This is a genomic window from Clostridium sp. DL1XJH146 (genome assembly GCF_054819755.1).
On sequence record NZ_JBTVVN010000001.1, the window covers coordinates 153,261 to 175,797 of the forward strand.

General features: G+C 28.5%; 23 protein-coding genes. 1 reads left to right on the forward strand and 22 read right to left on the reverse strand.

The annotated features are described in order from the left end of the window. Nucleotides 1-3 precede the first annotated feature (3 nt). The 11 genes from ACVHXK_RS00770 to ACVHXK_RS00820 all read right to left on the reverse strand — a co-directional run bounded on the left by ACVHXK_RS00770 (nt 4) and on the right by ACVHXK_RS00820 (nt 11,650). Nucleotides 4-990, reverse strand: a complete 987-nt coding sequence (locus ACVHXK_RS00770) for an AI-2E family transporter (protein WP_461204428.1) — start codon at nt 988-990, stop codon at nt 4-6. A gap of 1 nt (nt 991) precedes the next feature. Further along, nucleotides 992-1,792, reverse strand: coding sequence for a phosphatidate cytidylyltransferase (locus tag ACVHXK_RS00775; protein WP_461204429.1), 801 nt, complete (start codon nt 1,790-1,792; stop codon nt 992-994). 10 nt (nt 1,793-1,802) lie between these two features. Beyond that, entirely contained in the window at nt 1,803-2,561 is a 759-nt protein-coding gene (locus ACVHXK_RS00780; RefSeq protein ID WP_461204430.1) for an isoprenyl transferase, read from the reverse strand. A 63-nt stretch (nt 2,562-2,624) separates the two neighbouring features. Next, nucleotides 2,625-3,182 carry a ribosome recycling factor gene (frr, locus tag ACVHXK_RS00785; RefSeq protein ID WP_461204431.1) on the reverse strand — a complete coding sequence of 186 codons (558 nt, stop codon included), beginning with the start codon at nt 3,180-3,182 and terminating at the stop codon, nt 2,625-2,627. Nucleotides 3,183-3,195: 13 nt separating this feature from the next. After that, nucleotides 3,196-3,906 (reverse strand): UMP kinase, encoded by a 711-nt coding sequence (gene pyrH, locus ACVHXK_RS00790; protein WP_461204432.1) that lies wholly within the window; start codon nt 3,904-3,906, stop codon nt 3,196-3,198. A gap of 89 nt (nt 3,907-3,995) precedes the next feature. Further along, nucleotides 3,996-4,916, reverse strand: coding sequence for a translation elongation factor Ts (tsf, locus tag ACVHXK_RS00795; protein ID WP_461204433.1), 921 nt, complete (start codon nt 4,914-4,916; stop codon nt 3,996-3,998). A 22-nt stretch (nt 4,917-4,938) separates the two neighbouring features. Further along, the gene (rpsB, locus tag ACVHXK_RS00800; protein WP_461204434.1) at nt 4,939-5,640 is read right to left on the reverse strand and encodes a 30S ribosomal protein S2; all 702 of its coding nucleotides are present in this window, start codon (nt 5,638-5,640) and stop codon (nt 4,939-4,941) included. A 206-nt stretch (nt 5,641-5,846) separates the two neighbouring features. Further along, on the reverse strand, nt 5,847-6,626 hold the full coding sequence (gene codY, locus ACVHXK_RS00805; RefSeq protein WP_461204435.1) for a GTP-sensing pleiotropic transcriptional regulator CodY: 780 nt from the start codon (nt 6,624-6,626) through the stop codon (nt 5,847-5,849). 127 nt (nt 6,627-6,753) lie between these two features. Beyond that, nucleotides 6,754-8,859, reverse strand: coding sequence for a type I DNA topoisomerase (topA, locus tag ACVHXK_RS00810; RefSeq protein WP_461204436.1), 2,106 nt, complete (start codon nt 8,857-8,859; stop codon nt 6,754-6,756). Nucleotides 8,860-9,043: 184 nt separating this feature from the next. After that, the gene (gene dprA, locus ACVHXK_RS00815; protein WP_461204437.1) at nt 9,044-10,117 is read right to left on the reverse strand and encodes a DNA-processing protein DprA; all 1,074 of its coding nucleotides are present in this window, start codon (nt 10,115-10,117) and stop codon (nt 9,044-9,046) included. A 9-nt stretch (nt 10,118-10,126) separates the two neighbouring features. Next, nucleotides 10,127-11,650: a YifB family Mg chelatase-like AAA ATPase gene (locus ACVHXK_RS00820; protein ID WP_461204438.1), complete on the reverse strand. Its 1,524-nt coding sequence runs from the start codon at nt 11,648-11,650 to the stop codon at nt 10,127-10,129. A 97-nt stretch (nt 11,651-11,747) separates the two neighbouring features. Here ACVHXK_RS00820 and ACVHXK_RS00825 point away from each other — a divergent pair, with 97 nt between their 5' ends. Next, complete coding sequence (locus tag ACVHXK_RS00825) at nt 11,748-12,107, forward strand: YraN family protein (RefSeq protein WP_461204439.1); 360 nt, start codon at nt 11,748-11,750, stop codon at nt 12,105-12,107. A gap of 25 nt (nt 12,108-12,132) precedes the next feature. Here the strand turns inward: ACVHXK_RS00825 and ACVHXK_RS00830 are convergent, their stop codons facing one another. The 11 genes from ACVHXK_RS00830 to smc form a co-directional block, all read right to left on the reverse strand. Further along, nucleotides 12,133-12,939, reverse strand: coding sequence for a ribonuclease HII (locus ACVHXK_RS00830; protein ID WP_461204440.1), 807 nt, complete (start codon nt 12,937-12,939; stop codon nt 12,133-12,135). A 6-nt stretch (nt 12,940-12,945) separates the two neighbouring features. Next, on the reverse strand, nt 12,946-13,788 hold the full coding sequence (gene ylqF / locus ACVHXK_RS00835; protein ID WP_461204441.1) for a ribosome biogenesis GTPase YlqF: 843 nt from the start codon (nt 13,786-13,788) through the stop codon (nt 12,946-12,948). 55 nt (nt 13,789-13,843) lie between these two features. Continuing rightward, entirely contained in the window at nt 13,844-14,191 is a 348-nt protein-coding gene (gene rplS / locus ACVHXK_RS00840; RefSeq protein WP_461204442.1) for a 50S ribosomal protein L19, read from the reverse strand. A 120-nt stretch (nt 14,192-14,311) separates the two neighbouring features. Then, nucleotides 14,312-15,025, reverse strand: a complete 714-nt coding sequence (gene trmD, locus ACVHXK_RS00845; protein ID WP_461204443.1) for a tRNA (guanosine(37)-N1)-methyltransferase TrmD — start codon at nt 15,023-15,025, stop codon at nt 14,312-14,314. Beyond that, on the reverse strand, nt 15,022-15,510 hold the full coding sequence (rimM, locus tag ACVHXK_RS00850) for a ribosome maturation factor RimM (RefSeq protein WP_461204444.1): 489 nt from the start codon (nt 15,508-15,510) through the stop codon (nt 15,022-15,024). The genes trmD and rimM overlap by 4 nt, the downstream gene beginning before the upstream one ends. Nucleotides 15,511-15,573: 63 nt before the next feature. Further along, nucleotides 15,574-15,801, reverse strand: a complete 228-nt coding sequence (locus tag ACVHXK_RS00855) for a KH domain-containing protein (RefSeq protein ID WP_461204445.1) — start codon at nt 15,799-15,801, stop codon at nt 15,574-15,576. 20 nt (nt 15,802-15,821) lie between these two features. Further along, nucleotides 15,822-16,079 (reverse strand): 30S ribosomal protein S16, encoded by a 258-nt coding sequence (gene rpsP / locus ACVHXK_RS00860; RefSeq protein ID WP_461204446.1) that lies wholly within the window; start codon nt 16,077-16,079, stop codon nt 15,822-15,824. A gap of 30 nt (nt 16,080-16,109) precedes the next feature. Further along, complete coding sequence (gene ffh, locus ACVHXK_RS00865; protein ID WP_461204447.1) at nt 16,110-17,462, reverse strand: signal recognition particle protein; 1,353 nt, start codon at nt 17,460-17,462, stop codon at nt 16,110-16,112. Between the two features lie 10 nt (nt 17,463-17,472). Continuing rightward, nucleotides 17,473-17,820, reverse strand: coding sequence for a putative DNA-binding protein (locus ACVHXK_RS00870; protein ID WP_461204448.1), 348 nt, complete (start codon nt 17,818-17,820; stop codon nt 17,473-17,475). 66 nt (nt 17,821-17,886) lie between these two features. After that, nucleotides 17,887-18,801 carry a signal recognition particle-docking protein FtsY gene (ftsY, locus tag ACVHXK_RS00875; RefSeq protein WP_461204449.1) on the reverse strand — a complete coding sequence of 305 codons (915 nt, stop codon included), beginning with the start codon at nt 18,799-18,801 and terminating at the stop codon, nt 17,887-17,889. 10 nt (nt 18,802-18,811) lie between these two features. Next, nucleotides 18,812-22,378: a chromosome segregation protein SMC gene (gene smc / locus ACVHXK_RS00880; protein WP_461204450.1), complete on the reverse strand. Its 3,567-nt coding sequence runs from the start codon at nt 22,376-22,378 to the stop codon at nt 18,812-18,814. Nucleotides 22,379-22,537: the final 159 nt, after the last annotated feature.

Here is a 22,537-nt window from a genome sequence, read left to right on the forward strand (position 1 = left end):
TTCTCACCCTTTTCTAAAAATCAATTCTTTTACACTAATTAAATATAGTGGCGCAACAAACACCCCTATTATTCCGAAAAACTTCATGAAAATATACAAACAAATAATCATTGCTAAAGGATGTATATTGAATTTATCACTAACAATTTTATTTTCTACTAATTGTCTGAAAAAAATCATACTTATATAGACAAGAGCTAGAGTAATAGCACTAAATATTTCTTGTACTTTTATTTTTAAAATAATTAAAGGTATAAAAACTATTATCATCCCTATGTATGGTAGTATATCTAGTATGCCACAAAGAATTCCCAAATAAATAGGGCTTGGTATTTTCAATAGTAAAAAAGCACAAGTAGTTGCTAAAATAGTAATTAAAGAAAAAATTATCTGCATAATAAAAATATTTTTTATTATAGATATTTTATTAATCATATTGTCGGTATTAAAATCAGGAAATATTCTATTAATAATATCTATAATAATCATTTTATCTAATAATAAAAAATAAGCAACTATGTTCCCTATAAAAAAAGAAAGGAAACCATCCATTGTATAAATAGCGCTTTTTCTTATTAATTCATTTTGAAGAAAATACTTTGATATTAAAGAAATCCTAAAATTAAAGAATTGTATTTTTTCTTTTAAATTATCATAATAAGTTAATAGTAATTTATTCAACATTTCGTCATCTATTGTGAAATTATTAATAATGAAATTATATATTTTTAACAAAGTAACTTTTCCTGCAAAGAAAATGAAAATAAAAATAATTGCATTTATTAAACAAATCGAAATACCTGCATTAAAATTTTTATTTTCATTAGTTGAGTTCATTAAATTATAAATAGGCTTAGAAAACAGATAAAACATTATTGAAACTAGTATAATAAAAAAATAATGTTTCAATATATACCCTAGTATAATAAATATACATGTAATAATAAGTAAATTTAAAAAAATACTATCTTCTTTAAAAGTTTTAATCAATTTATAACCCCAATACTATTGTTATATAGTAGTATACTACAACAGAGGTCAAAAGTATGCTATCAAATCTGTCTAAAATACCTCCATGCCCAGGTATTAGATTACTAAAATCTTTAACATTTGAATATCTTTTAATTGAAGAGGCCGTTAAGTCTCCAATTTGACATACAACTCCACAAATAAGTCCAAGAATTATGTAATTTAATATTGAATACGTTACCCCATTTGTTGATAAATACAAACCAAATAAAGTTACAGAAATTACACTCCCTATTAATCCACCAATAGCTCCCTCTACGGTTTTGTTAGGTGATATATTCGGACAAAGTTTTGTTTTACCTAAAAATCTTCCTGTATAGTATGCTACAGAATCACAGGACCAGCATGCAATAAAAGTCAACCAAACAAAATAACTTCCATAGGGTTTTTCAGACATTATCGCTAAAAAACTAAAAGGAATCGCTATATAAAAGAAACCCATAGTTGTTAACGATATATCTATGATATTAACATCATCATCAAAAACCATAAATATAAAACTAAATACTATAAAAAGCATTATTAAAAACAATGAAGTGTTTTGATTTAACTTATCAAATATAATTAGCATATAGTATATTACTACAAGTAAGTAACCAAAAGACTTCAGAGGATAAAACTCTTGGTTATTAAAAACTTTATAGAATTCATACATGCCCAAAAGTGAAAAAACAAGTGTTGCAATTTGCAAATATATTCCGCCTACAAATAGTACTATAACTAATGGGGACAGCATAAGAACTCCTAAATATCTTTTATTCATATTTTCACCTCTATTTTAATCCACCGTATCTTCTATCTCTTTTATTAAAAGCTAATATAGCTTTTTTTAGTTCATCTTCGTTAAAATCTGGCCATTTTTCATTTGTATAATAAAATTCAGAATATGCACATTGCCAAAGAAGAAAATTGCTAATTCTTTGTTCACCTGCTGTTCTAATTATCAAATCAGGATCAGGCATATATTTTGTATATAAATACTTAGAAATTAATTCTGGCGTTACATCATCAATTTCAATCTTTTTTTCTTGACTTTCTTTTAATATTGATTTAAAAGCTTCTGCAATTTCATTTCTTCCACCGTAATTTAATGCTAAATTCAAAACTAACCCTGTATTATTCTTTGTATTATTATAAGCTTTATCAATTTCATTTCTACATTTAAAAGGTAGTTGGGAGGTTTCACCAATGCTTCTTATAACAACATTATTTTCATTTAGTTGTTTAAACTCATTTTTTAAATAGTCTACAAGTATGTTCATAAGCCCGTTGACTTCATCTTGTGGCCTTTTCCAGTTTTCCGTAGAAAATGCATATAACGTTAGATAGTTTACTCCTAGTTTATTACACGTTTTAACAATTTGCCTAACATTCTCTGCACCTGCTTTATGGCCTGCAAGGCGAGGCATATTTTTTGCTTGAGCCCATCTACCATTACCATCCATTATAATAGCTATATGTTTAGGAATTATTAAGTCATTATCAAGTTTTATATTTGAACGTTTCTTTTTATTAGTTAATAAATTTATCATATATTTAATCACCTTATTCTAATATTGAAAATTTAAATACCTGCGATATCACAGGTATTTTTATTATACAGTTAAAATATCATTCTCTTTGTTTTTTATAATAACATCGATATCTTTAATAAAATTATCAGTTATCTTTTGAATTTCTTTTTCAGCATTTTTCTCATCATCTTCTGTTATAACACTGTCTTTTTTGAATTTTTTTATTTTATCATTAGCATCTCTTCTGATAGATCTAATTGCCACTTTGGTTTCTTCTCCAAGTTTCTTAACTTTTTTAACTAAAACTTTTCTAGTTTCTTCAGTTAATTCAGGAATGATTAATCTAATAACCGACCCATCATTAGATGGATTTAGTCCTAAATCAGAAATTAATATAGCTTTTTCAATAGCACCAAGGGAAGTTTTATCCCAAGGTTGAATCAAAAGCACTCTAGGTTCCGGCACTGATACATTAGCTAATTGATTTATCGGAGTTTCTGCTCCATAATATTCAACAGTAACTCTATCTAGTATCTTCGGGTTTGCCATTCCAGCTCTTAGTGTACCTAAATCTTCACCAAGCACTTTTATTGATTTATTCATCTTCTCTTTTGCACTACTAATAATATCTTTTACCATAAAAACCTCCTAATTATTTTGATACAGTTGTACCAATATTCTCCCCTTTTATTACTTTAATAATATTGTTAGGATCGTCTAGTCCAAACACAATTATCGGTATGTTATTATCCATACATAGTGAAGTTGCAGTAGAATCCATTACCTGCAATCCCTTATCTAAAACTTCAATATATGTTAATTCACTAAACTTTTTAGCATCAGTATGTATATGTGGATCTTTATCATAAACTCCATCGACTTTCTTAGCAAGTAATATTGCTTCTGCTTCAATTTCTGCTGCTCTTAATGCTGCTGTAGTATCAGTAGAAAAATATGGATTCCCTGTACCTCCCCCAAAAATTACAACCCTATTTTTTTCAAGATGTCTCATTGCTCTTCTTCTGATAAAAGGCTCGGCTATTTCTCTCATTTCTATTGCAGTTTGTACCCTTGTCATAACACCAACATTCTCAAGTGAATCTTGAAGTGCTAAGGAATTAATACAAGTAGCTAACATTCCCATATAATCGGCGGTAGTTCTATCCATATCATTGCCATTTCTTCCACGCCATATATTCCCTCCACCAACTACTACTCCAACTTGTATGCCCATTTCTACAAGTTCTTTAATTTCAATAGCAATTTTTTTTGCTACATCAAAATCTATACCATAACCATTGCCACCAGAAAGGGCTTCACCTGATAATTTAAGCATTATTCTCTTATATTTAGTTTTTTCCATATTTATATTATACCTCCAAATTATTAATTATTACAAATAGTTTTAAAAAAAGAGAACACAACGTGTCCTCTCCTATTAATTTTTATTCACTATTTTTTTAATTGTTTTTGTACTTCTTCAGCAAAGTTTTCTTCTTTTTTTTCTAAACCTTGACCTTTTTCAAATCTAGTGAATTTTAATACTTTTATATCAAATCCAACTTCTTTAGATTTTTCGGCAATTAATTTAGAAATAGTATAGTCGGAATTTTTAACCCATACTTGATCAACTAAACAAACTTCTTTAAGATATTTCTTTGCTCGACCTTCAACCATTTTTTCAACTATTTTTTCTGGTTTTCCTTCGTTTAAAGCTTGAGCTTTAAAAATCTCTTTTTCCTTTTCTAAAGCTTCTTGATCCACTGAAGTCTCATCTAAGAAAAGAGGATTAACTGCTGCAATTTGCATAGCAAGATCTTTTCCTAATTCTTTTACAGTATCGTTTACTACAGATGCCTCTAATGCTACTAAAACACCTATTTTCCCTCCACCATGGACATAACTAGAAGTTACACCATTAGCAGTTTGAAATTTTTCAAATCTTCTAACATTCATATTCTCGCCTATTTTAGAAATTAATTCAGTTAAAACTTCTCTAACTGTTTTGCTTTCATCTGCAGCATATTTAGCTTCGTAAAGTTCCTCAACAGTTTTAACCTCAGATTGAGCTACCTGTTTTGCTAAAGTATTTACAAAAGCTATAAATGAGTCATTTACAGCAACAAAATCTGTTTCACAGTTAACTTCTATAACTGCACCGATTTTAGCATCTTCAGATATGTAAGTAGACACTAAACCTTCAGCTGCTATTCTTCCTGCTTTTTTAGCAGCGGCAGCTAAACCTTTTTCTCTTAGAAATTCTACTGCTTTTTGTATATCTCCCTCAGTAGAAGTTAGTGCTTTTTTACAATCCATCATACCTACACCGGTTATATCTCTTAGTTCTTTTACCATTTTAGCAGTTATTGCCATTGTTATTCCTCCTAACGTGTTTTTATTCAGCTAATTGTTCGCCTTGGTTTCCTTCAATAACAGCATCAGCCATTTTAGCAGTTATTAATTTTACAGCTCTAATTGCATCATCATTACCAGGAATTACATAATCAATGTCATCAGGATCACAATTAGTATCTACGATTGCAACTACAGGAATTCCTAAAACTTTAGCTTCTGCGATTGCATTTTTTTCTTTTCTAGGATCAACTATAAACATAGCACCTATATTTGATGCATTCATATTCTTAATACCACCAAGATTTTTTTCAAGTTTTTCTCTTAAAGCTCTCAATTTAATTACTTCTTTTTTAGGAAGTAATTCAAAAGTGCCATCTTCTTCCATTTTCTCAAGTTCTTCTAATTTTTGAATTCTTAACTTTATTGTTTTAAAGTTTGTAATCATTCCGCCAAGCCATCTATTATTTACAAAGTGCATTCCGCAACGGATACTTTCGTCTTTTATAGCCTCTTGTGCTTGTTTTTTTGTTCCCACAAATATAACATCCTTGCCTTCTGCTACAACATTTTTTACAAAGTCATACGCTGTATCAACTTTTTTAACTGTCTTTTGAAGATCAATAATGTATATTCCATTTCTTTCTGTGAAGATATATGGAGCCATTTTAGGATTCCATCTTCTAGTTTGATGTCCAAAATGAACACCTGCTTCTAATAATTGTTTCATAGATATTACTGCCATTAATATTTCCTCCCTTTGGTTTTAAACCTCCATTGTTCTGATAATAAAACACCTTTCTAAATATATCCAGGCACCATTTTATAAATAAACAATGTGTGTATTTTTTCTTCCTTAAGTAGTATAGCATATGGTAATATGTGTTTCAATAAAAAAAAGAAAAAAATAATAGAATTAATCAAAATAAAAAATAATAGGAAAAACTCCTATTATTTTATCTTCATTAATTCTTCTAATAATTTGTCGTTTAAAATTTTTATATGAGTTCCTTTCATTCCTAAAGATCGCGATTCAATAACTCCAGCACTCTCAAATTTCCTAAGTGCATTAACAATTACAGATCTAGTTATACCTACTTTATCTGCAATTTTAGAAGCTATAAGCAAACCTTCACTTCCTTCTAATTCATCAAATACATGTTCAACAGCTTCCAATTCAGAATATGATAAAGTTCCAATTGCAAGCTGAACAACTGCTTTCTTTCTTGCTTGTTCTTCAAATTCATCATTAAGAGCTCTAAGTATCTCAAGTCCAACAATTGTTGCACTATATTCAGCTAAAACAAGATCTTCATCTGTAAAATCTTCTTCAAATCGTGTTATTAACAACGTCCCAAGTCTTTCTCTGTTCCCTATAATTGGAACTATAGTAGACAGTTTACCTGCAATTTCGGCTGGCTTAGTTTCATCAAAAGATGATTTCCCTTTATTCTCTATATTGTGTATTGTTTCGTTAATAGCAAGCAGTTTATTATTAAAATAATCAGGAAAACTTTTATCCTTAATAACTTTTTCTTTTACGCTCTCACATTCAAATCCTTGATAAAAACTATGACCTAATATTGTTGCATCTTTACTTACAATATAAACATTGCATTTTATCACTTCACCAAGCGTTTTGCAGATATCATAAAATTCTACAGTTTCAGCTCCTTTTTTTTGTAAAATTTTATTTAGTATCCTCATTTTAGTTAATAATTCTGAAGCCATAATACCACTCCTATACATCTATTTTATGTTATTATTTTGAATTTTACAAAAATTAAGTCTTTTTTATATAGTATCACATGGTATATCAAATTTCAACAAATTATTATTACTACTTAAGGTATAAAGATTATTTCAATCCTTTATTTTTTTCATCTTCAATAATCAATTCTTTATGTTTACATTCTGAATTAGAACATAAATAGTAATTACCTTTTGATTTTGTATATTTTTTGACCATATAAGTTCCACAAACTGGGCATTTCATTTTCGTTGGCTCATCCCAACTTACAAATTTACACTCAGGATAATTCTTGCATCCATAGAATGTTCTGCCTTTTTTAGATCTTCTTTGTACAATTTTTCCACCACATTCAGGACAGTCAACATCTAGTTCTTTTAATATTGCCTTAGTATTTTTACACTCTGGATATCCTGGGCAAGCTAAAAAATCACCAAATCTTCCATGCTTTATCACCATGTTTTTCCCACATTTTTCACATTCTATATCAGTAACTTCATCTTCAATAGTAATTTTTGCAATCTCAGTTTCAGCTTTTTCAATAAGTTCTCTAAGTGGGCTATAAAACTTATTAACTACTTCTTTCCACTTTTCTTTACCTTCTTCTATTTCATCTAACTTACTTTCCATTTCTGCCGTAAAATCAGTATCGACTATTGTTTTAAAATACTTACTTAAAATATCATTTACTATATACCCTAATTCAGTAGGTATGAGAGTCTTTTGTTCTCTCTCAACATATCTCCTACCCAATAATGTAGATATAATTGGAGCATATGTACTTGGCCTACCTATACCATTTTCCTCTAATGTTTTTATTAAAGATGCTTCTGAAAATCTAGCAGGTGGTTGTGTGAAATGTTGTTTTCCATCAACCTGCTTGTCAATTAATTTTTCGTTTTCGATTAATTTAGGAATTTTAGAATTATCATTTTCATCTTCCGTACCATATTGATATAATTTCATAAAGCCTTGAAAATGAATTTCAGATCCACTTGCCCTAAATCCATAGTCACCATTAGTGATTTCTACAGAAATTGTATTTAATATGCAAGAAGCCATTTGACTAGCAACAAATCTTTTCCATATAAGTTGATAAATTTTAAATTGGTCTCTAGTTAAACTACTTTTAATTTCGTCTGGAGACAATTCTACATAGCTTGGTCTAATAGCTTCATGTGCATCTTGAATATTTTTCTTGCTTTTATAATTACGAGTATTTTCAGGATAAAACTCTTTTCCAAAAGTATCTATTATATAGTTTTTTGCACTCTCCTGAGCTTCTTTTGAAATTCTAACAGAGTCTGTTCTCATATATGTTATAAGACCAATAGTTCCCTTACCTTTTACTTCAACACCTTCGTATAATTGCTGAGCTACGGACATAGTCTTTTTAGTTGAAAAATTCACTTTTTTATAGGCATCCTGTTGAAAAGTACTAGTTGTAAATGGCGGCAACGGATTTCTGTTTTTTGTATTTTTTTTAATTTTCGATACAATGAATTCTCCATCTTTTAAAGAAGCTATAATAGTATTACATTCATCTTCATCTTTCACTTCTATTTTTTTCTTATTTTTTGTTGATAACTTTATTTTAAATGTTGAATTTCCTTTTTCTTTTGCAACATTACATTCTATTGTCCAATACTCTTTTGGATCAAAATTATTAATTTCTTCTTCCCTTTGACAAATCATTTTCAGTGTTGCAGATTGAACTCTACCAGCACTTAGGCCCCATTTTACTTTTCTCCATAAAATCGGACTAATCTTATATCCTACCAATCTATCTAATACTCTTCTAGCTTGTTGTGCATTAACAACATTCATATTTAGCTTTCTTGGTTGTTTAATAGCACTTTTAACGGCATTCTTAGTAATTTCATTAAATACAATTCTACATTCTTCATCTTTATCAAGTTTAAGAGCTTCAAGTAAATGCCAAGATATAGCTTCTCCTTCACGATCAGGGTCAGTTGCCAAGAAAACTTTATCACTTTTTTTTGCTTCTTTTCTTAAATCACTTAGCAGTTCGCCTTTCCCTCTAATTGTAATATATTTTGGATTATATTCATTTTCAACATCTACTCCGAGTTGACTTTTAGGCAAATCTCTAACGTGTCCCATTGAAGCTTTCACCTTATATGTTTTCCCTAAATATTTTCCAATAGTTTTAGCTTTTGCAGGTGATTCAACTATCACAAGTTTTTGTCCCATATTATCCCCCTTCCAATAAATAGGGCTAATTTTGAATGTTACGATAAAAAATAAAATTAGCTTATATAGACTTTAATTAGAATAATACATTATATAATTATTAAATGTCAACCTTATTGTATAAATATTTTAATAAAAAATGTAAAAGTTTCCTTGTTATTTTCTGAAATTGACATTTTTTTTATTATATATTTTTAAATCTTATGTAAAAATCTCCCGCTAAATGTTTTATTAAACTCTTAGCTTCTAGATTAAATAAAGCTTCGTAAATATTGCCAATTTCAAGACTACACGAGTCAATTATCCAATCAATATGCAAAGGTTCTCCTTTGATTTTATTAAAAACTATTTTCTCATTATTATTTAAAATAAATATTTTTGATTTTTGATTATTCTTTTTTTTGATTTTTAATACATCATATATATCATCTATATTAGTATATACGTATGCACCGTCTTTAATTAATTTATTTGTGCCTTCATTATTTTTTTTAGAAACATCCCCCGGAACTGCCATCACATCTTTACCTTGGTCTAATGCAGAACCTGCTGTTATTAAAGAACCACTCTTAGTAGATGCTTCAATTACTATTACTAAATCACTTAGCCCACTTATAATTCTATTTCTAATAGGAAAATTATAGTGAAATGGTTTTGTATGAGGTGAAAATTCTGAAATAACACAACCTTTATCAGCTAAATTTCTATATAAATTAATATTACTTTTAGGATAAATTACATCTATTCCTGACCCTAGAATTGCAGCAGTGAAGCCGTTGTTTTTTAATGTATAAACATGGGCATATGTATCTATTCCTATGGCCATGCCACTAACAACATTTATATCATTGATAGCTAAAGATGAAACTATTTCTCTTGCAACATTTTCTCCATAAAAATCTGATTTTCTCGAACCAACTATAGCAACTGTTTTATTATTTAATTTTTCGATATTTCCCCTATAGTAAAGCATATATGGTGAATCATCATATGCTTTTAATTTTTCAGGATACTTTTTATCATCAATAGCGCATATACCGATTTTTTCTTTATTAATAAAATCTATTATACGCTCTATTTTTTCTTTATCACATGCGGTTTTTAGTTTTTCATTAACTACATTTCCAAATTCTTTTTTTATTCTTCCATTGTTGTAATTGATCCATAAATTATTTACATTTCCATAGTAATTTAATAATTCATTTTTCTTTTTGTATCCAAAAGAGGAAAGGGAGAACCATATTTTATAATATAACATTATTTCACCTCACATTATTTTTCTATCTATAAACATTCGGTATTGAAGAGCTTCATAAATATGCTTTTGTTGTATTAAATCACTTTTTTCTAAATCAGCAATTGTTCTTGCTACCTTAAGTATTTTTCCATATGCTCTAACGCTTAACCCATGTTTATTGAAAACTTTTTCTACCAAAGGGAAAATAGATGCATCTAAAGAACAAAATTTTTTTATTTCTCTTTCCCTCATTTCAGAATTACTATAAATATTTAATCCCTTAAATCTATTTCTTTGAATTTTTCGTGCCTGTTCTACTCTATTTCTTATTTCTGCTGATGATTCTGCTTTATTCATATTGTTTAACTCTGAAAAATTCAAGGAAGAAACTTGTGAAAAAATATCTATCCGATTTATAAGTGGTCCAGATAATCTATTAATATATCTACTCCTTTGATATTCTGTACAGATACACTGTTTTTCTTTTGAACCATAATAACCACATGGACATGGATTCAAAGCTCCAACTAGCATAAAATTAGCTGGAAATTCCACCGTTCCACTATATCTACTAATTGTAATCTTTCTATCTTCTAATGGTTGCCTTAATATTTCTAAGGTATTTCTTTTAAATTCAAGGATCTCATCTAAAAATAGAACCCCATTGTGTGCCAAAGATATTTCTCCAGGCATTAGTTTACTTCCACCTCCAATGATAGATACCCTTGAAGCTGTATGGTGGGGGTCTCTAAATGGTCTCTCTTTTATAATTTCTTCTATTTTTCTAGTTTCATTAGATACACTGTATATCTTTGTAATTTCCAAAGCTTCTTCGTAAGAAAGAGATGGCAATATAGTTGGCAATCTTTTAGCTATCATAGTTTTACCACACCCCGGCGGACCAAATAGTATTATGTTATGTCCTCCAGCTGCTGCAACTTCAGCTGCCCTTTTGGTTCCATTTTGCCCATATATATCTGAAAAATCTATATTAAATTTATGAATTTCTTTACCTATTTTCATTTCTGGATATGGTAACATATCCTTGAACTTTAAAAATTCTGAAATCTGATTTAAATTTGAAAATCCATAAATTTTTGCTTTGCGAACTATACTAGCCTCGTGAGAATTCATCTCAGGTAGTATGAATTTATTCAGACCATTATTTACTCCATCTAACACAATAGGTAAAACTCCATCGATTCTTTTAAGTTCACCAGAAAGAGATAGTTCTCCAATAAAAATAAAATTATCTTTCAAATTATATGAAACCTGATTTGTTGCAGTTAAAATCCCGATTGCTATAGGTAAATCCAGCAAAGAACCCACTTTTCTAATATTTGCAGGAGCTAAATTCACAGTAATTCTTTTTAATGGGAAATTATAATTTGAATTTGAAATGGCTGCTCTTACCCTTTCTTTAGCTTCCTTTATTGAAGTGTCTGCCAAACCTACTATATTAAAACATGGCAATCCATCAGAAATTTCTACTTCAACAGAAATTAATTGGCCTTCTATACCTTTAAATGTTGCACTATTAATAGTTACTGCCACATAATCACCTCCTTTTTAGATTTTTGACCATAAAAAAAAATCTAAACCTGTTTATAAATTTTATTTTTTGGTCAATATTTTAAATTGAGGTGATTTTTTGAAAAGATATAATAAATTATTAGGTTCATACGGGGAAAAACTTACTATGAATTATCTTATTAATCATGATTATTTTATAAAAAAAATGAATTACACTTGCTTTTTAGGTGAAATTGATATTATTGCTAGTAAAGATGATCTGATTTGTTTTGTTGAGGTAAGAAGTAGATATGGGCTTAAAATGGGCCTTCCTAGAGAGTCAATTACAAACAGAAAAATTAGGACTATAAAAAAAGTTGCAGAACTTTATATTCTGCAAAATAATATTAAATCTTGCACTTTTAGATTTGATTTTAGTGAAATAATTTTTAAAGATACTAATAATTATAAATTAAATTATTTGAAAAACGCTTTTTAAAAAAGGCATCCAAATATTGGATGCCTTATAAATAATCAGTTAAATTTTTCAAAAACGACCTTCTATGAATGCTAGTTATACCATTTTTTTTAATGGCTTCAATATGTTCTTTAGTTCCATAGCCAACATTTTTCTCAAAATGGTATTCAGTGTACTTTTGCGCATATTTTTGCATTAAATCATCCCTATAAACTTTAGCAATTATTGAAGCACAAGCTATACTAGCACTTTTGTTATCACCTTTTATTACGCACTTATTATTATACTTTAAATTCTTAATAGTATATCCATCCGATATAACTATACTTGGAGTAACACTCAGAGTCTCTACTGATTTTTTCAAAACTTCATTATTAGCTTTTGCAATTCCTATATTGTCTATCCTTTTATTATCTACTTCAAATATTGCATAACTAATAGCTTTTTCTTTTATCTCTTTAGAAAGTCTTTCTCTTGTAGTTTTATTTAATTTTTTAGAATCATTGATGTTTAAAATCAAAGTTTCATCTTTCATATAATCTAAATCAAGTACTACAGCAGCGCCTACAATAGGTCCTGCTAGTGGGCCACGTCCAACTTCATCTACCCCAACTATAAAACCTTTTCCATAGTTCTTATCAAAATCATATAAAGACTGTACCCTTAAAACTTCCTCTTGTATTTTTAGAGATTCTTTTCTTAACTTTTCTGCATATATTTTTACAGATTTTCTATTGTCATCTTCAAGTTTTAAAATCAACTCATCAAAATGTTTATCTGAATTGATTTTAAAATTATCGATAAACATTTTTACTTCTTTTATATTCATATTAGAAAAATCTATTATTTCCATTTTCCATTATGGCCTTTCTAAAGAAATTTTACCTAGTGATCCTTTGCGGAAATCATCCATTATTATATTTGAAATTCTATTGTAATCAATATTATTACCCGATTGGATTGCCCCTCTTTTTCTAGCAATATTATCTAAATTATCAAGAGGGTTATCAAATAATTCATTTAATTTATATCGATCCATCAATTTATCTGGATATTGTTCTTGCATATATTCTACAAGTTTCAATGATAGTGTTTCCATATCCATTATTTCGTCTTTTATTGCTCCTGTAAAAGCAAGATTTAAACCAACAGTTTCATCATCAAACTTAGGCCATAACACCCCAGGGGTATCTAACAACTCAATTCCAATATTAGTTTTAACCCATTGAAGATTTCTAGTAACCCCTGGTTTATTACCAACTTTTGCTTTACTTGCTTTAGCAACTCTGTTTATAAACGATGATTTGCCAACATTAGGAACACCGACTATCATCACTCTAGCTGTATAGTTAATAATACCTCTTCTATTAAGTTTTTCATATTTTTCTTTAAGTAAAGAATCTATTGAAGGTTTAATAGTTTTAAGACCTTTTCCTGAAATACTATTCCCTTTTATTACTTTAACTGTTTCAGAAGTAAGAGTACTAATCCATTGATTCGTAACTTTTTCATCACTTAAATCACTTTTATTTAATAATATAATCCTAGGTATAGACGAACAAATTTCATTAATATCTGGATTTGAACTTGATTTAACAATTCTAGCATCTCTAATTTCTATAACTGCATCAACGAGTTTTAAATTATCTTGAATCTTTCTTTTAGTTTTCACCATGTGACCTGGGTACCAATTAATTGCCATATATTCACTCCCTATAATAATAGATATAAAAAAAAGGACTAGTAAGTCCCCCTTTTTATCTCATTAATTCTTTTACCTTTGCAGCTTTACCAACTCTATCTCTTAAGTAGAATAATTTAGCTCTTCTTACTTTACCTTTTCTTACAACAGTAACTTTTTCTACTAAAGGTGAGTTAATTGGGAAAGTTCTTTCCACTCCAGTTCCGTGAGATACTCTTCTAACAGTGAAAGTTTCTCTTATTCCGCCGTGTTGTTTTTTAAGGACTGTTCCTTCAAAAACCTGAATTCTTTCTTTAGTTCCCTCTTTAATTCTTACATCAACTTTTACAGTATCTCCAACATTAAATTCAGAAAACTCTTTCTTCATATTTTCTTTTTCAATTTCTCTTATTACTTCTAACATAGTGCATTCCCTCCTTAATTATCTTAACGTTCGTAATATCATATCAATCAGAGGAACGTTCGTACTAGCACAAAGCATATTATAACATAGTATAAATTTATGTTCAAGAAATATTTAACACTATTTCTTTTTATATAAAAGCTCTTTATCTTCTTTAGTCAACATAAGTTTTTTATAGAGATCTGGTCTTTTTTCTTTTGTTATTTTTAAAGAAGCTAATCTTCTCCATTTTCTAATATTCTCATGATGTCCAGATAATAACACCTTTGGAACTTTCATGTCCATAAAGTCGAAGGGTCTTGTATATTGTGGGTATTCTAGAACTCCATTATAAAAAGATTCCTCAATATAACTAGTTTCCGAAGACAAAACGCCCGGAACAAGTCTAGAAATACTATCTACAATAGGTATACATGCACTCTCTCCACCAGTTAGAATAAAATCTCCTAATGAAATTTCCTCATCAATATACTCATAAGTTCTTTCATCAATACCTTCATAATGGCCACATAAAAATATCAATTCTTTTTCTTTAGCCATTTTCTTTGCTAACTCCATATTAAAAGTTTTACCCCTCGGCCCTAAAAAATACACTTTTCCTGCATTAGTTTCCTGTGCATACTTTATACTTTCAACTATTGGTTCAGGAGCCATTACCATTCCAGCCCCCCCACCATAAGGATAACCATCAACTTTTTTATGCTTGTTTTTAGAAAAATCTCTTATATTTATTGTTTTTATATCCAAAATATCTTTTTCACAAGCTTTTCCTATAATACTATAATCAAAAACCTGAAACATTTCCGGAAATAAAGTAAGTATATCTATCTTCATGACCATTTCTCCAAGTCTTTTACGATTACCTTTTTAGCCTCAATATCAACATTAATAACAACATCTTTAATTGCAGGAACTAAAATTTCTTTTTCTCCTCCTACAACATATACTTCATTACTTCCAGTAAAGATAACATCGTTTAATATTCCAATTAATTTATTAGATTCATCTAGAACTTCACAGTCTATAAGGTCTGCAACAAAATATACGCCTTTTTCTAATTCTACTGCATCTTCTCTTTTAATTTCTATTTCCTTATTCTTAAGTCTTTCAGCTTTTTCCACTGAATCTATTCCTTCGAATTGCATAATAACTTTGTTAGGTTGCAATTTAACTCCTATAACCTTAATTTCTTCTTTATCAATATATACGCTATTAAGTTTTTTAAATCTTTTCAAATCATCTGTAAGAGGTAATACCTTAACTTCACCCTTAACTCCATGTATTCTAGTTATTTTACCGATTATCAAAAAATCATCCATATATGATCACCTATCTTTAAATATTAAAAGAGTTAGGAATCCCTAACTCTTTTTTGTATGTAATTAGATAATTTCAACAATAACTCTCTTATTTTCCTTTATTGCCGCTGCTCTAATAACAGTTCTAACAGCTTTAGCTATTCGTCCTTGTTTTCCAATTACTTTACCCATATCATCTGGGTCTACTTTCAATTCTAAAATTATTGATTGTTCGCCAAGTATTTCATTAACGGTAACCATTTCAGGGTTATCAACTAATGACTTTGCAATTACCTCGAGTAATTCTTTCATATAAATACACCCCCGTATAATTACTTTGCAGCCTTTTCATTGATACCAGCTTTAACTAAAAGCTTTTTAACTGTATCTGTTGGTTGAGCACCATTACCAATCCATTTTTGAACTTTTTCTTCATCTATTTTTATTTCTTTTGGATTAGAAACAGGATTGTAATAACCGATTTCTTCTATAAATCTACCATCTCTAGGAGCTCTAGAGTCAGCAACTACTACTCTATAAAAAGGAGCTTTCTTAGCACCCATTCTTCTTAATCTAATCTTAACAGCCATCGTATTCACCTCCTTAAATTTGTTTATCTATTACATGAATGGAAGATTTCCAAACATACCTTTATTTAATGATTTTTTACCAGAATTCATCTGCTTCATCATTTTTTTCATCATCTCAAAATCTTTCAATAACTTATTAACTTGTTGAACTTTAGTTCCCGAACCCTTTGCAATTCTTCTTTTTCGAGAAGGAGAACTTTTAACTATTGAAGGCGACTTGCGCTCTCTTAATGTCATAGAATTAATCATTGCTTCAATTTTTTTCAGTTCATTTTCACTTTGAGATAAATCAATTCCTTTAAGTTGTTTTGTATTAACACCTGGCATCATTTCAAGCAGTTTATTCATAGGCCCTAGTTTTTTCATCTGGGACATAGATTCAAGAAAATCTTCCAAATTGAATTCTGCTGTTGCCATTCTATTACTTAATTCCATAGCTCTTTCTTCATCAATAGATTCCTGTGCTTTTTCTATCAGTGAAAGTACATCACCCATTCCAAGTATTCTAGATGCCATTCTATCAGGGTGGAAAACTTCAATATCATTCATTTTTTCCCCAATACCTACAAATTTAATAGGTTTACCTGTTACAGCTTTAATAGATAAAGCAGCACCACCTCTTGTATCACCATCAAGTTTTGTTAAAACAACACCTGTAACATCTAAAAGTTCATTAAAACTTTGTGCTACATTTACAGCATCCTGTCCTGTCATAGAGTCAACGACTAAAAGTATTTCATCTGGCTTAGCTACTTCTTTTACATTTTTAAGTTCATTCATCAGCTTTTCATCAATATGCAGTCTACCTGCAGTATCAATAATTACAAAATTTAAACCATTATTTTTAGCAAACTCTATTGAAGCCTTTGCTATATTGACTGGATCTGCCTTATCTCCCATTGAAAAAACCGGTACATCAATTTGATTACCTACAACTTGCAATTGTTTAATAGCTGCAGGTCTATAAATATCACAAGCAACCAATAAAGGTTTTTTACCTTTCTTTCTCATATGAAGTGCTAACTTACCCCCCATGGTAGTTTTACCTGCACCCTGAAGCCCAGCTAGCATAATAACCGTCATTCCACTATTGTTTAAATTCAAAGAACTTTCAGTAGTACCCATCAAATTTACTAGTTCTTCATTTACAATTTTTATTACATATTGGCCTGGAGTCAAACTTCTCATAACTTCTTGGCCTAAACTTTTTTCGCTTACATTTTTGATAAAATCTTTAACAATTTTATAATTCACATCAGCTTCAAGCAATGCAAGTTTTACTTCTCTCATGGCTGATTTAATATCTTGTTCTGATAATTTACCTTTTCCTCTTAATTTTTTAAAGGTATCCTGGAGTTTTGAGGTTAATCCTTCAAATGCCATATTTAGCCTCCTATAAGATTTCTTTTATATCAATAATAATTTTTCTTATTTCACTTTGTAAGTTTTCTTTATAATCATTGTTAAGTAATTTATCTAACTTTTTAATAACAATATTTTTATTTTTTTCTAATTCGCTATTCTTTTGAACTAATTTTAAATTATTTTCGTAAGATAGCAATTGCTTCATGCATCTTTTAATAATATCATAAACTGCTTGACGACTTGTTTTAGTCAATTCAGAAATTTCTTTTAAAGATAAATCCTCATTAACATATAAATCTAAAATATCATTTTGCTTATCAGTCAACAAACAACCATAATAATCTAACATTATTGAAATTTTAATTTTATCTTCCATAAAAACACCAACCATAAGAATAATAACAAATTTTTAAACCACTGTCAAGTATTTTTACTTAACAGTTTAAATAAATAGTGCTTCTACAAAATCTGTACTATTAAACACTTGCAAGTCATCAATTCCTTCACCAACACCTACATATTTAACCGGTATATCTAATTGATGTTTGATTGAAATAACTACTCCACCTTTTGCTGTTCCATCAAGTTTAGTAAGTATTATGCCGTCAATTTTACAAACTTCTTTAAACTCTTTGGCTTGAATTAAAGCATTTTGACCAGTAGTTGCGTCTAAAACCAAATATGTTTTTTTTCTTCCTTCTACAAATTCTCTATCAATTATTCTATTAATTTTTCCAAGTTCATTCATTAAATTCTTTTTGTTATGCAATCTTCCGGCAGTATCACAAATTAATATATCTGTGTCTCTAGCTTTTGCAGCTTGAATGGCATCAAATATTACAGCACCAGGATCTGCACCTTCTTGATGCTTTATCAAATCTACGCCAGCTCTATTGGCCCACACTTGAAGTTGATCTATTGCCGCAGCTCTGAAAGTATCTCCTGCTGCAATTAAAACCTTATAATTTTGTTCTTTAAGTTGTGAAGAAATTTTACCTATTGATGTTGTCTTTCCTGCCCCATTAACACCAATTATGAACAATACTTGTGGTGTGTTTACTATTTCTTCTTCATCTTTATTATCAATAATGATGTCTTTAATTACTTCTTTTAAACAATCTTTTATCTCAACTGGATTTTTTATACCTTTTTCTTTTACTTTAAGCTTTAAGATTTCAATTATATGTAACGAAGTATCCATTCCAATATCTGCTGTAATTAAAATTTCTTCTAATTCTTCAAACAAGTCATCATCTATAGTATTTGCCAAATTCAAAACATCAGTAATCTTGTCTGTAAAATTGGTTTTTGTTTTTGAAAGACCGCTTTTTAATTTATCAAAAAAATTACCTAACATACTATTCCTCCTATGAACTATATTTATTTAAATCTACAGATACTACCTTAGAAACGCCCTTTTCTTCCATTGTAATGCCATAAAGTGCATTACCAACTTCCATAGTTCCTTTTCTATGAGTAATAATAATAAATTGAGTATTTATTGAAAATCTTGTTAAAAATTCAGCAAATCTAACTACGTTTGCATCATCTAATGCAGCTTCAATCTCGTCAAGTATACAAAATGGGGAAGGCTTCATCTTTTGAATAGCAAACAACAAAGCAATAGCTGAAAGACCTTTTTCTCCACCTGACATTAAATTAAGATTTTGCAGTTTTTTGCCAGGTGGTTGAACATTTATTTCAATATTTGCATCTAATTCATCGCCATCGCCAAGTATTAAGTCAGCGTTACCACCTTTGAACAACTCCTTGAATGTTTGATTAAAACTTTCTCTTAATTTATCAAAATTATCATTAAAAAGGCTTTTCATTTCTTTAGTCATATCATCTATTATTTCTTCAATTTCTTCTTTTGCACTAAGCAAATCATTCTTTTGTTCTTTTAAAAAAGTATATTTTTCTTTTAATTCTTTAAATTCTTCAATCGCAGCTACATTTACAATTCCTAAATTTTTAATACTATTTTTACATTTAGTAATATCTACTAAAAATTTATTTAAATCTGCATCTTCATCTTTGAATTCTAGAGCTTCTGCGTAAGTAAGTGCCATTTCATCATTCAGTTTAATATATTTCGATTCTAGTTCAGTTTCATTTTTGGTGAGATTTATAATTAGCTTTTGTTTACTCTTTTCATTTTTATCTAGAAGCTCACTAATATTATCATATTGACTAGACAACAAATTTGTTTTTTCTTTTATTTTTAGTTTTTTCTCATCCATTATTAATAATTTGTGATCTAATCTATTTATTTCTTCTGCACTAATTTCTATAAGTCTATTATTTTTTTCTATGTTTTCTTTAAAAATAAATATTTCATTCTTAAGATTCTTTACTCTCTCTTCTTTTACTTTTGTAAAATTGTTACATTCGTTAATTTCTTTTATTATTCTACTAAAATCATTGTTTTTTCCATTAATAATTTCATCAATTCTAGCTTGCTCTACTCTTTTATTTCCCAATAATAGTCTATCTTCTGAAAGACCACTATTTATTTCATCCATACTTATTTCTGTTTTTTCAATTATTTTCTGACACGAGGATATTTTTTCTTCTATTTCACTGATTTTAATCTCAATGACCTTAGATTCATTTTGGTTATATTTAATAATCTTATTTATTTCTTCAAGTTCTTCTTCCGTAATAGCTACTTCTTTATTGATTTTGCGCTCATCATTTTTTATTAATTCAATTTTTTCTATTATTTTTGTCATTTGAAAATTTTTAATTTTAATTTTATCATTAATTTCCAAGGAAATTTTTCCCAACTTATTAATAAGAAAATTAATTTTTTCACTATCATTTCTCAAGGATTTTAATAACCTGTCATTAAGTGTTATGTCATCTTTTAATTCTTGAATTTTTCTTTTTCTACTCATAATATTTAAGTTTTTACTAAAAGAACTACCACCAGTTAAAGATCCACCTGAATTAATTACTTCGCCTAAAAGAGTAACTATCCTCAAATTGAAATTATTTTTTTTAGCAATTGCTAAAGCATTATCCATATTATCTACAATAACAGTTCTTCCTAGCACGTAATTAATTGCTATTTCATATTTAGGATTGAACTTAATAATTTTTGAAGCTATCCCGATATACCCGTCCATTAATTTTGTTTCTTCATTAACTTTTATAATAGACCCCTTTATTGTATTAAGAGGTAAGAATGTTGCTCTTCCTAGTTTATTATCTCTTAAATATTGGATTAACAGCTTAGCAACATGGTCATTTTTAGTAATAATATTTGAAATGCTACCACCTAGTGCAATTTCAACAGCCACTTCTAAAGTCTTATCAACTTCTATAATATCCCCTAAAATACAGCTGTCATACTCATTAATATGTATTTTTTTATCCTGGATATGTTGCATTAATACCTTAGTAGCTCTATTATACCCTTCATGCTTGTTTTCTAAATCTATTAAAAATCTTAAATTAGCATCATTTTTATTGAGCACACTAATTATTTTTTCACACTTATTATTAATTTCTCTTAGCTCAGTATTTTTATTATTAATTTGCTTTTTTCTGTCTTTTAAATGCTCTTGTAATTGAATTATTTCTTTTTTGCACTGGTTTATTTCAATATTATATTTAATTATTTCAGATTTATTAAATTCAAGATTTTCTACATGATTTTTTATTATTTTCTTTTGCCTATCTAATTTATCCTCCTCATTGAGGATATTATTATTTAGAATTTTTAAATCATTTTTATAATTAGTTGACATACTAATCAAATTAACAATTTTTTCTTTGTTAAAACTTAAAACTTCTTCATTGCTATTAAACTTATAATCTAATTTATGTATTTTAGAACTTAATCTTTGTACTAACTCATCCGTATCTTTCTTTTGTTTGTTTAATTCTAGCAATTCTTTTTCTAGTTTTTTAAATTCTGCTAAAAACATAGCACCTTTTTCTATTTGTTCATCAATTTCTTTTGTAAGACTATTAATTTTATCATGTGAATTACCAATTTTTTCATTTTCTATTTTTATTTCATTCTCTATATTCTGAATCTTTGTTTTTTTATTATAATAATTTTCTTTATCTAAATCTTTTTCTTTTTCTAAAATTTCAATATTATTATTAAAATTATTCAATTCATTTTTTAACTTATCTTTTTCTTTCATAGATATAATTATTTGAGACTCTATTTCTTCTAGCTTTCTTTTAAAAACCTCTATTTTTGATTGTATTTCATCAATAGAATGGATTAATATATTTATTTCTTTATATTCTAATTCTTCTGACAAAATTAAAAATTGCTTTGCTTTTTCACTTTCTTTTTCTAACGGTTCTAGCCTATCTTCATATGTAGAAAAAATATCATTAATTCTTTGAATGTTTTTTAGAGTGTTTTCAAGTTTTCGTTCTGCTTCACTTTTTCTAGCTTTGAATTTAACAATACCAGCAGCTTCTTCTAGTAAACTTCTTCTATCCTCAGGTTTACCACTTAATATAGCCTCAATTTTACCTTGTCCGATAATTGAATACCCTTCCTTACCAATTCCAGTATCCATAAATAATTCATGAACATCTCTTAATCTGCATTTAGTATTATTAATATAATACTCACTGTCCCCAGATCTAAATAACTTCCTTGTTACTTTAACTTCGTCATAATCCATTTGCAACGTTGAATCTGAATTATCTAATGTAAGTGAAACTTGTGCAAGTCCTACTGGTTTTCTATACTGAGTACCAGCAAATATTACATCTTGCATCGTGCCACCTCTTAAATTCTTTACACTTTGCTCTCCTAAAACCCATTTAACTGAATCAGAAATATTACTCTTTCCACTCCCGTTTGGGCCAACAACGCAAGTGATTCCTTCATTGAACTCTATCAAAGTCTTGTCTGCAAAAGATTTAAAGCCTCTTACTTCAAGTGTCTTAAGATGCATATTAATCTCTCCTAGAATATTTTTATATAACTTAACATAGATAATGCAAATATAGCTATCATTATGTATAATGTCCCTTTTACAACTTTTTGTCTAGTATTTTTTTTCAATTTTATCACCCCTTAATGCGCCACCATATAATTTTATATTAATTTATTA

Bases quoted from the DNA above. Each gene is read 5' to 3' on its own strand.
- frr (WP_461204431.1), bottom strand. From the start codon at position 3,182: ATGGTAAAAGATATTATTAGTAGTGCAAAAGAGAAGATGAATAAATCA.
- ylqF (WP_461204441.1), bottom strand. From the start codon at position 13,788: ATGGCAATTAATTGGTACCCAGGTCACATGGTGAAAACTAAAAGAAAG.
- smc (WP_461204450.1), bottom strand. From the start codon at position 22,378: ATGCATCTTAAGACACTTGAAGTAAGAGGCTTTAAATCTTTTGCAGAC.
- ACVHXK_RS00870 (WP_461204448.1), bottom strand. From the start codon at position 17,820: ATGGAAGATAAAATTAAAATTTCAATAATGTTAGATTATTATGGTTGT.
- trmD (WP_461204443.1), bottom strand. From the start codon at position 15,025: ATGAAGATAGATATACTTACTTTATTTCCGGAAATGTTTCAGGTTTTT.
- ACVHXK_RS00775 (WP_461204429.1), bottom strand. From the start codon at position 1,792: ATGAATAAAAGATATTTAGGAGTTCTTATGCTGTCCCCATTAGTTATA.
- topA (WP_461204436.1), bottom strand. From the start codon at position 8,859: ATGGGACAAAAACTTGTGATAGTTGAATCACCTGCAAAAGCTAAAACT.
- tsf (WP_461204433.1), bottom strand. From the start codon at position 4,916: ATGGCAATAACTGCTAAAATGGTAAAAGAACTAAGAGATATAACCGGT.
- ACVHXK_RS00780 (WP_461204430.1), bottom strand. From the start codon at position 2,561: ATGATAAATTTATTAACTAATAAAAAGAAACGTTCAAATATAAAACTT.
- dprA (WP_461204437.1), bottom strand. From the start codon at position 10,117: ATGTTATATTATAAAATATGGTTCTCCCTTTCCTCTTTTGGATACAAA.
- rimM (WP_461204444.1), bottom strand. From the start codon at position 15,510: ATGGATGATTTTTTGATAATCGGTAAAATAACTAGAATACATGGAGTT.
- ACVHXK_RS00830 (WP_461204440.1), bottom strand. From the start codon at position 12,939: ATGGAAATAATAGATTTTTCTAATATGAATATAAAAGAAGTAAAAATG.
- ffh (WP_461204447.1), bottom strand. From the start codon at position 17,462: ATGGCATTTGAAGGATTAACCTCAAAACTCCAGGATACCTTTAAAAAA.
- rpsB (WP_461204434.1), bottom strand. From the start codon at position 5,640: ATGGCAGTAATATCTATGAAACAATTATTAGAAGCAGGTGTTCATTTT.
- rpsP (WP_461204446.1), bottom strand. From the start codon at position 16,079: ATGGCTGTTAAGATTAGATTAAGAAGAATGGGTGCTAAGAAAGCTCCT.
- pyrH (WP_461204432.1), bottom strand. From the start codon at position 3,906: ATGGAAAAAACTAAATATAAGAGAATAATGCTTAAATTATCAGGTGAA.
- ftsY (WP_461204449.1), bottom strand. From the start codon at position 18,801: ATGTTAGGTAATTTTTTTGATAAATTAAAAAGCGGTCTTTCAAAAACA.
- ACVHXK_RS00855 (WP_461204445.1), bottom strand. From the start codon at position 15,801: ATGAAAGAATTACTCGAGGTAATTGCAAAGTCATTAGTTGATAACCCT.
- rplS (WP_461204442.1), bottom strand. From the start codon at position 14,191: ATGTTAGAAGTAATAAGAGAAATTGAAAAAGAAAATATGAAGAAAGAG.
- codY (WP_461204435.1), bottom strand. From the start codon at position 6,626: ATGGCTTCAGAATTATTAACTAAAATGAGGATACTAAATAAAATTTTA.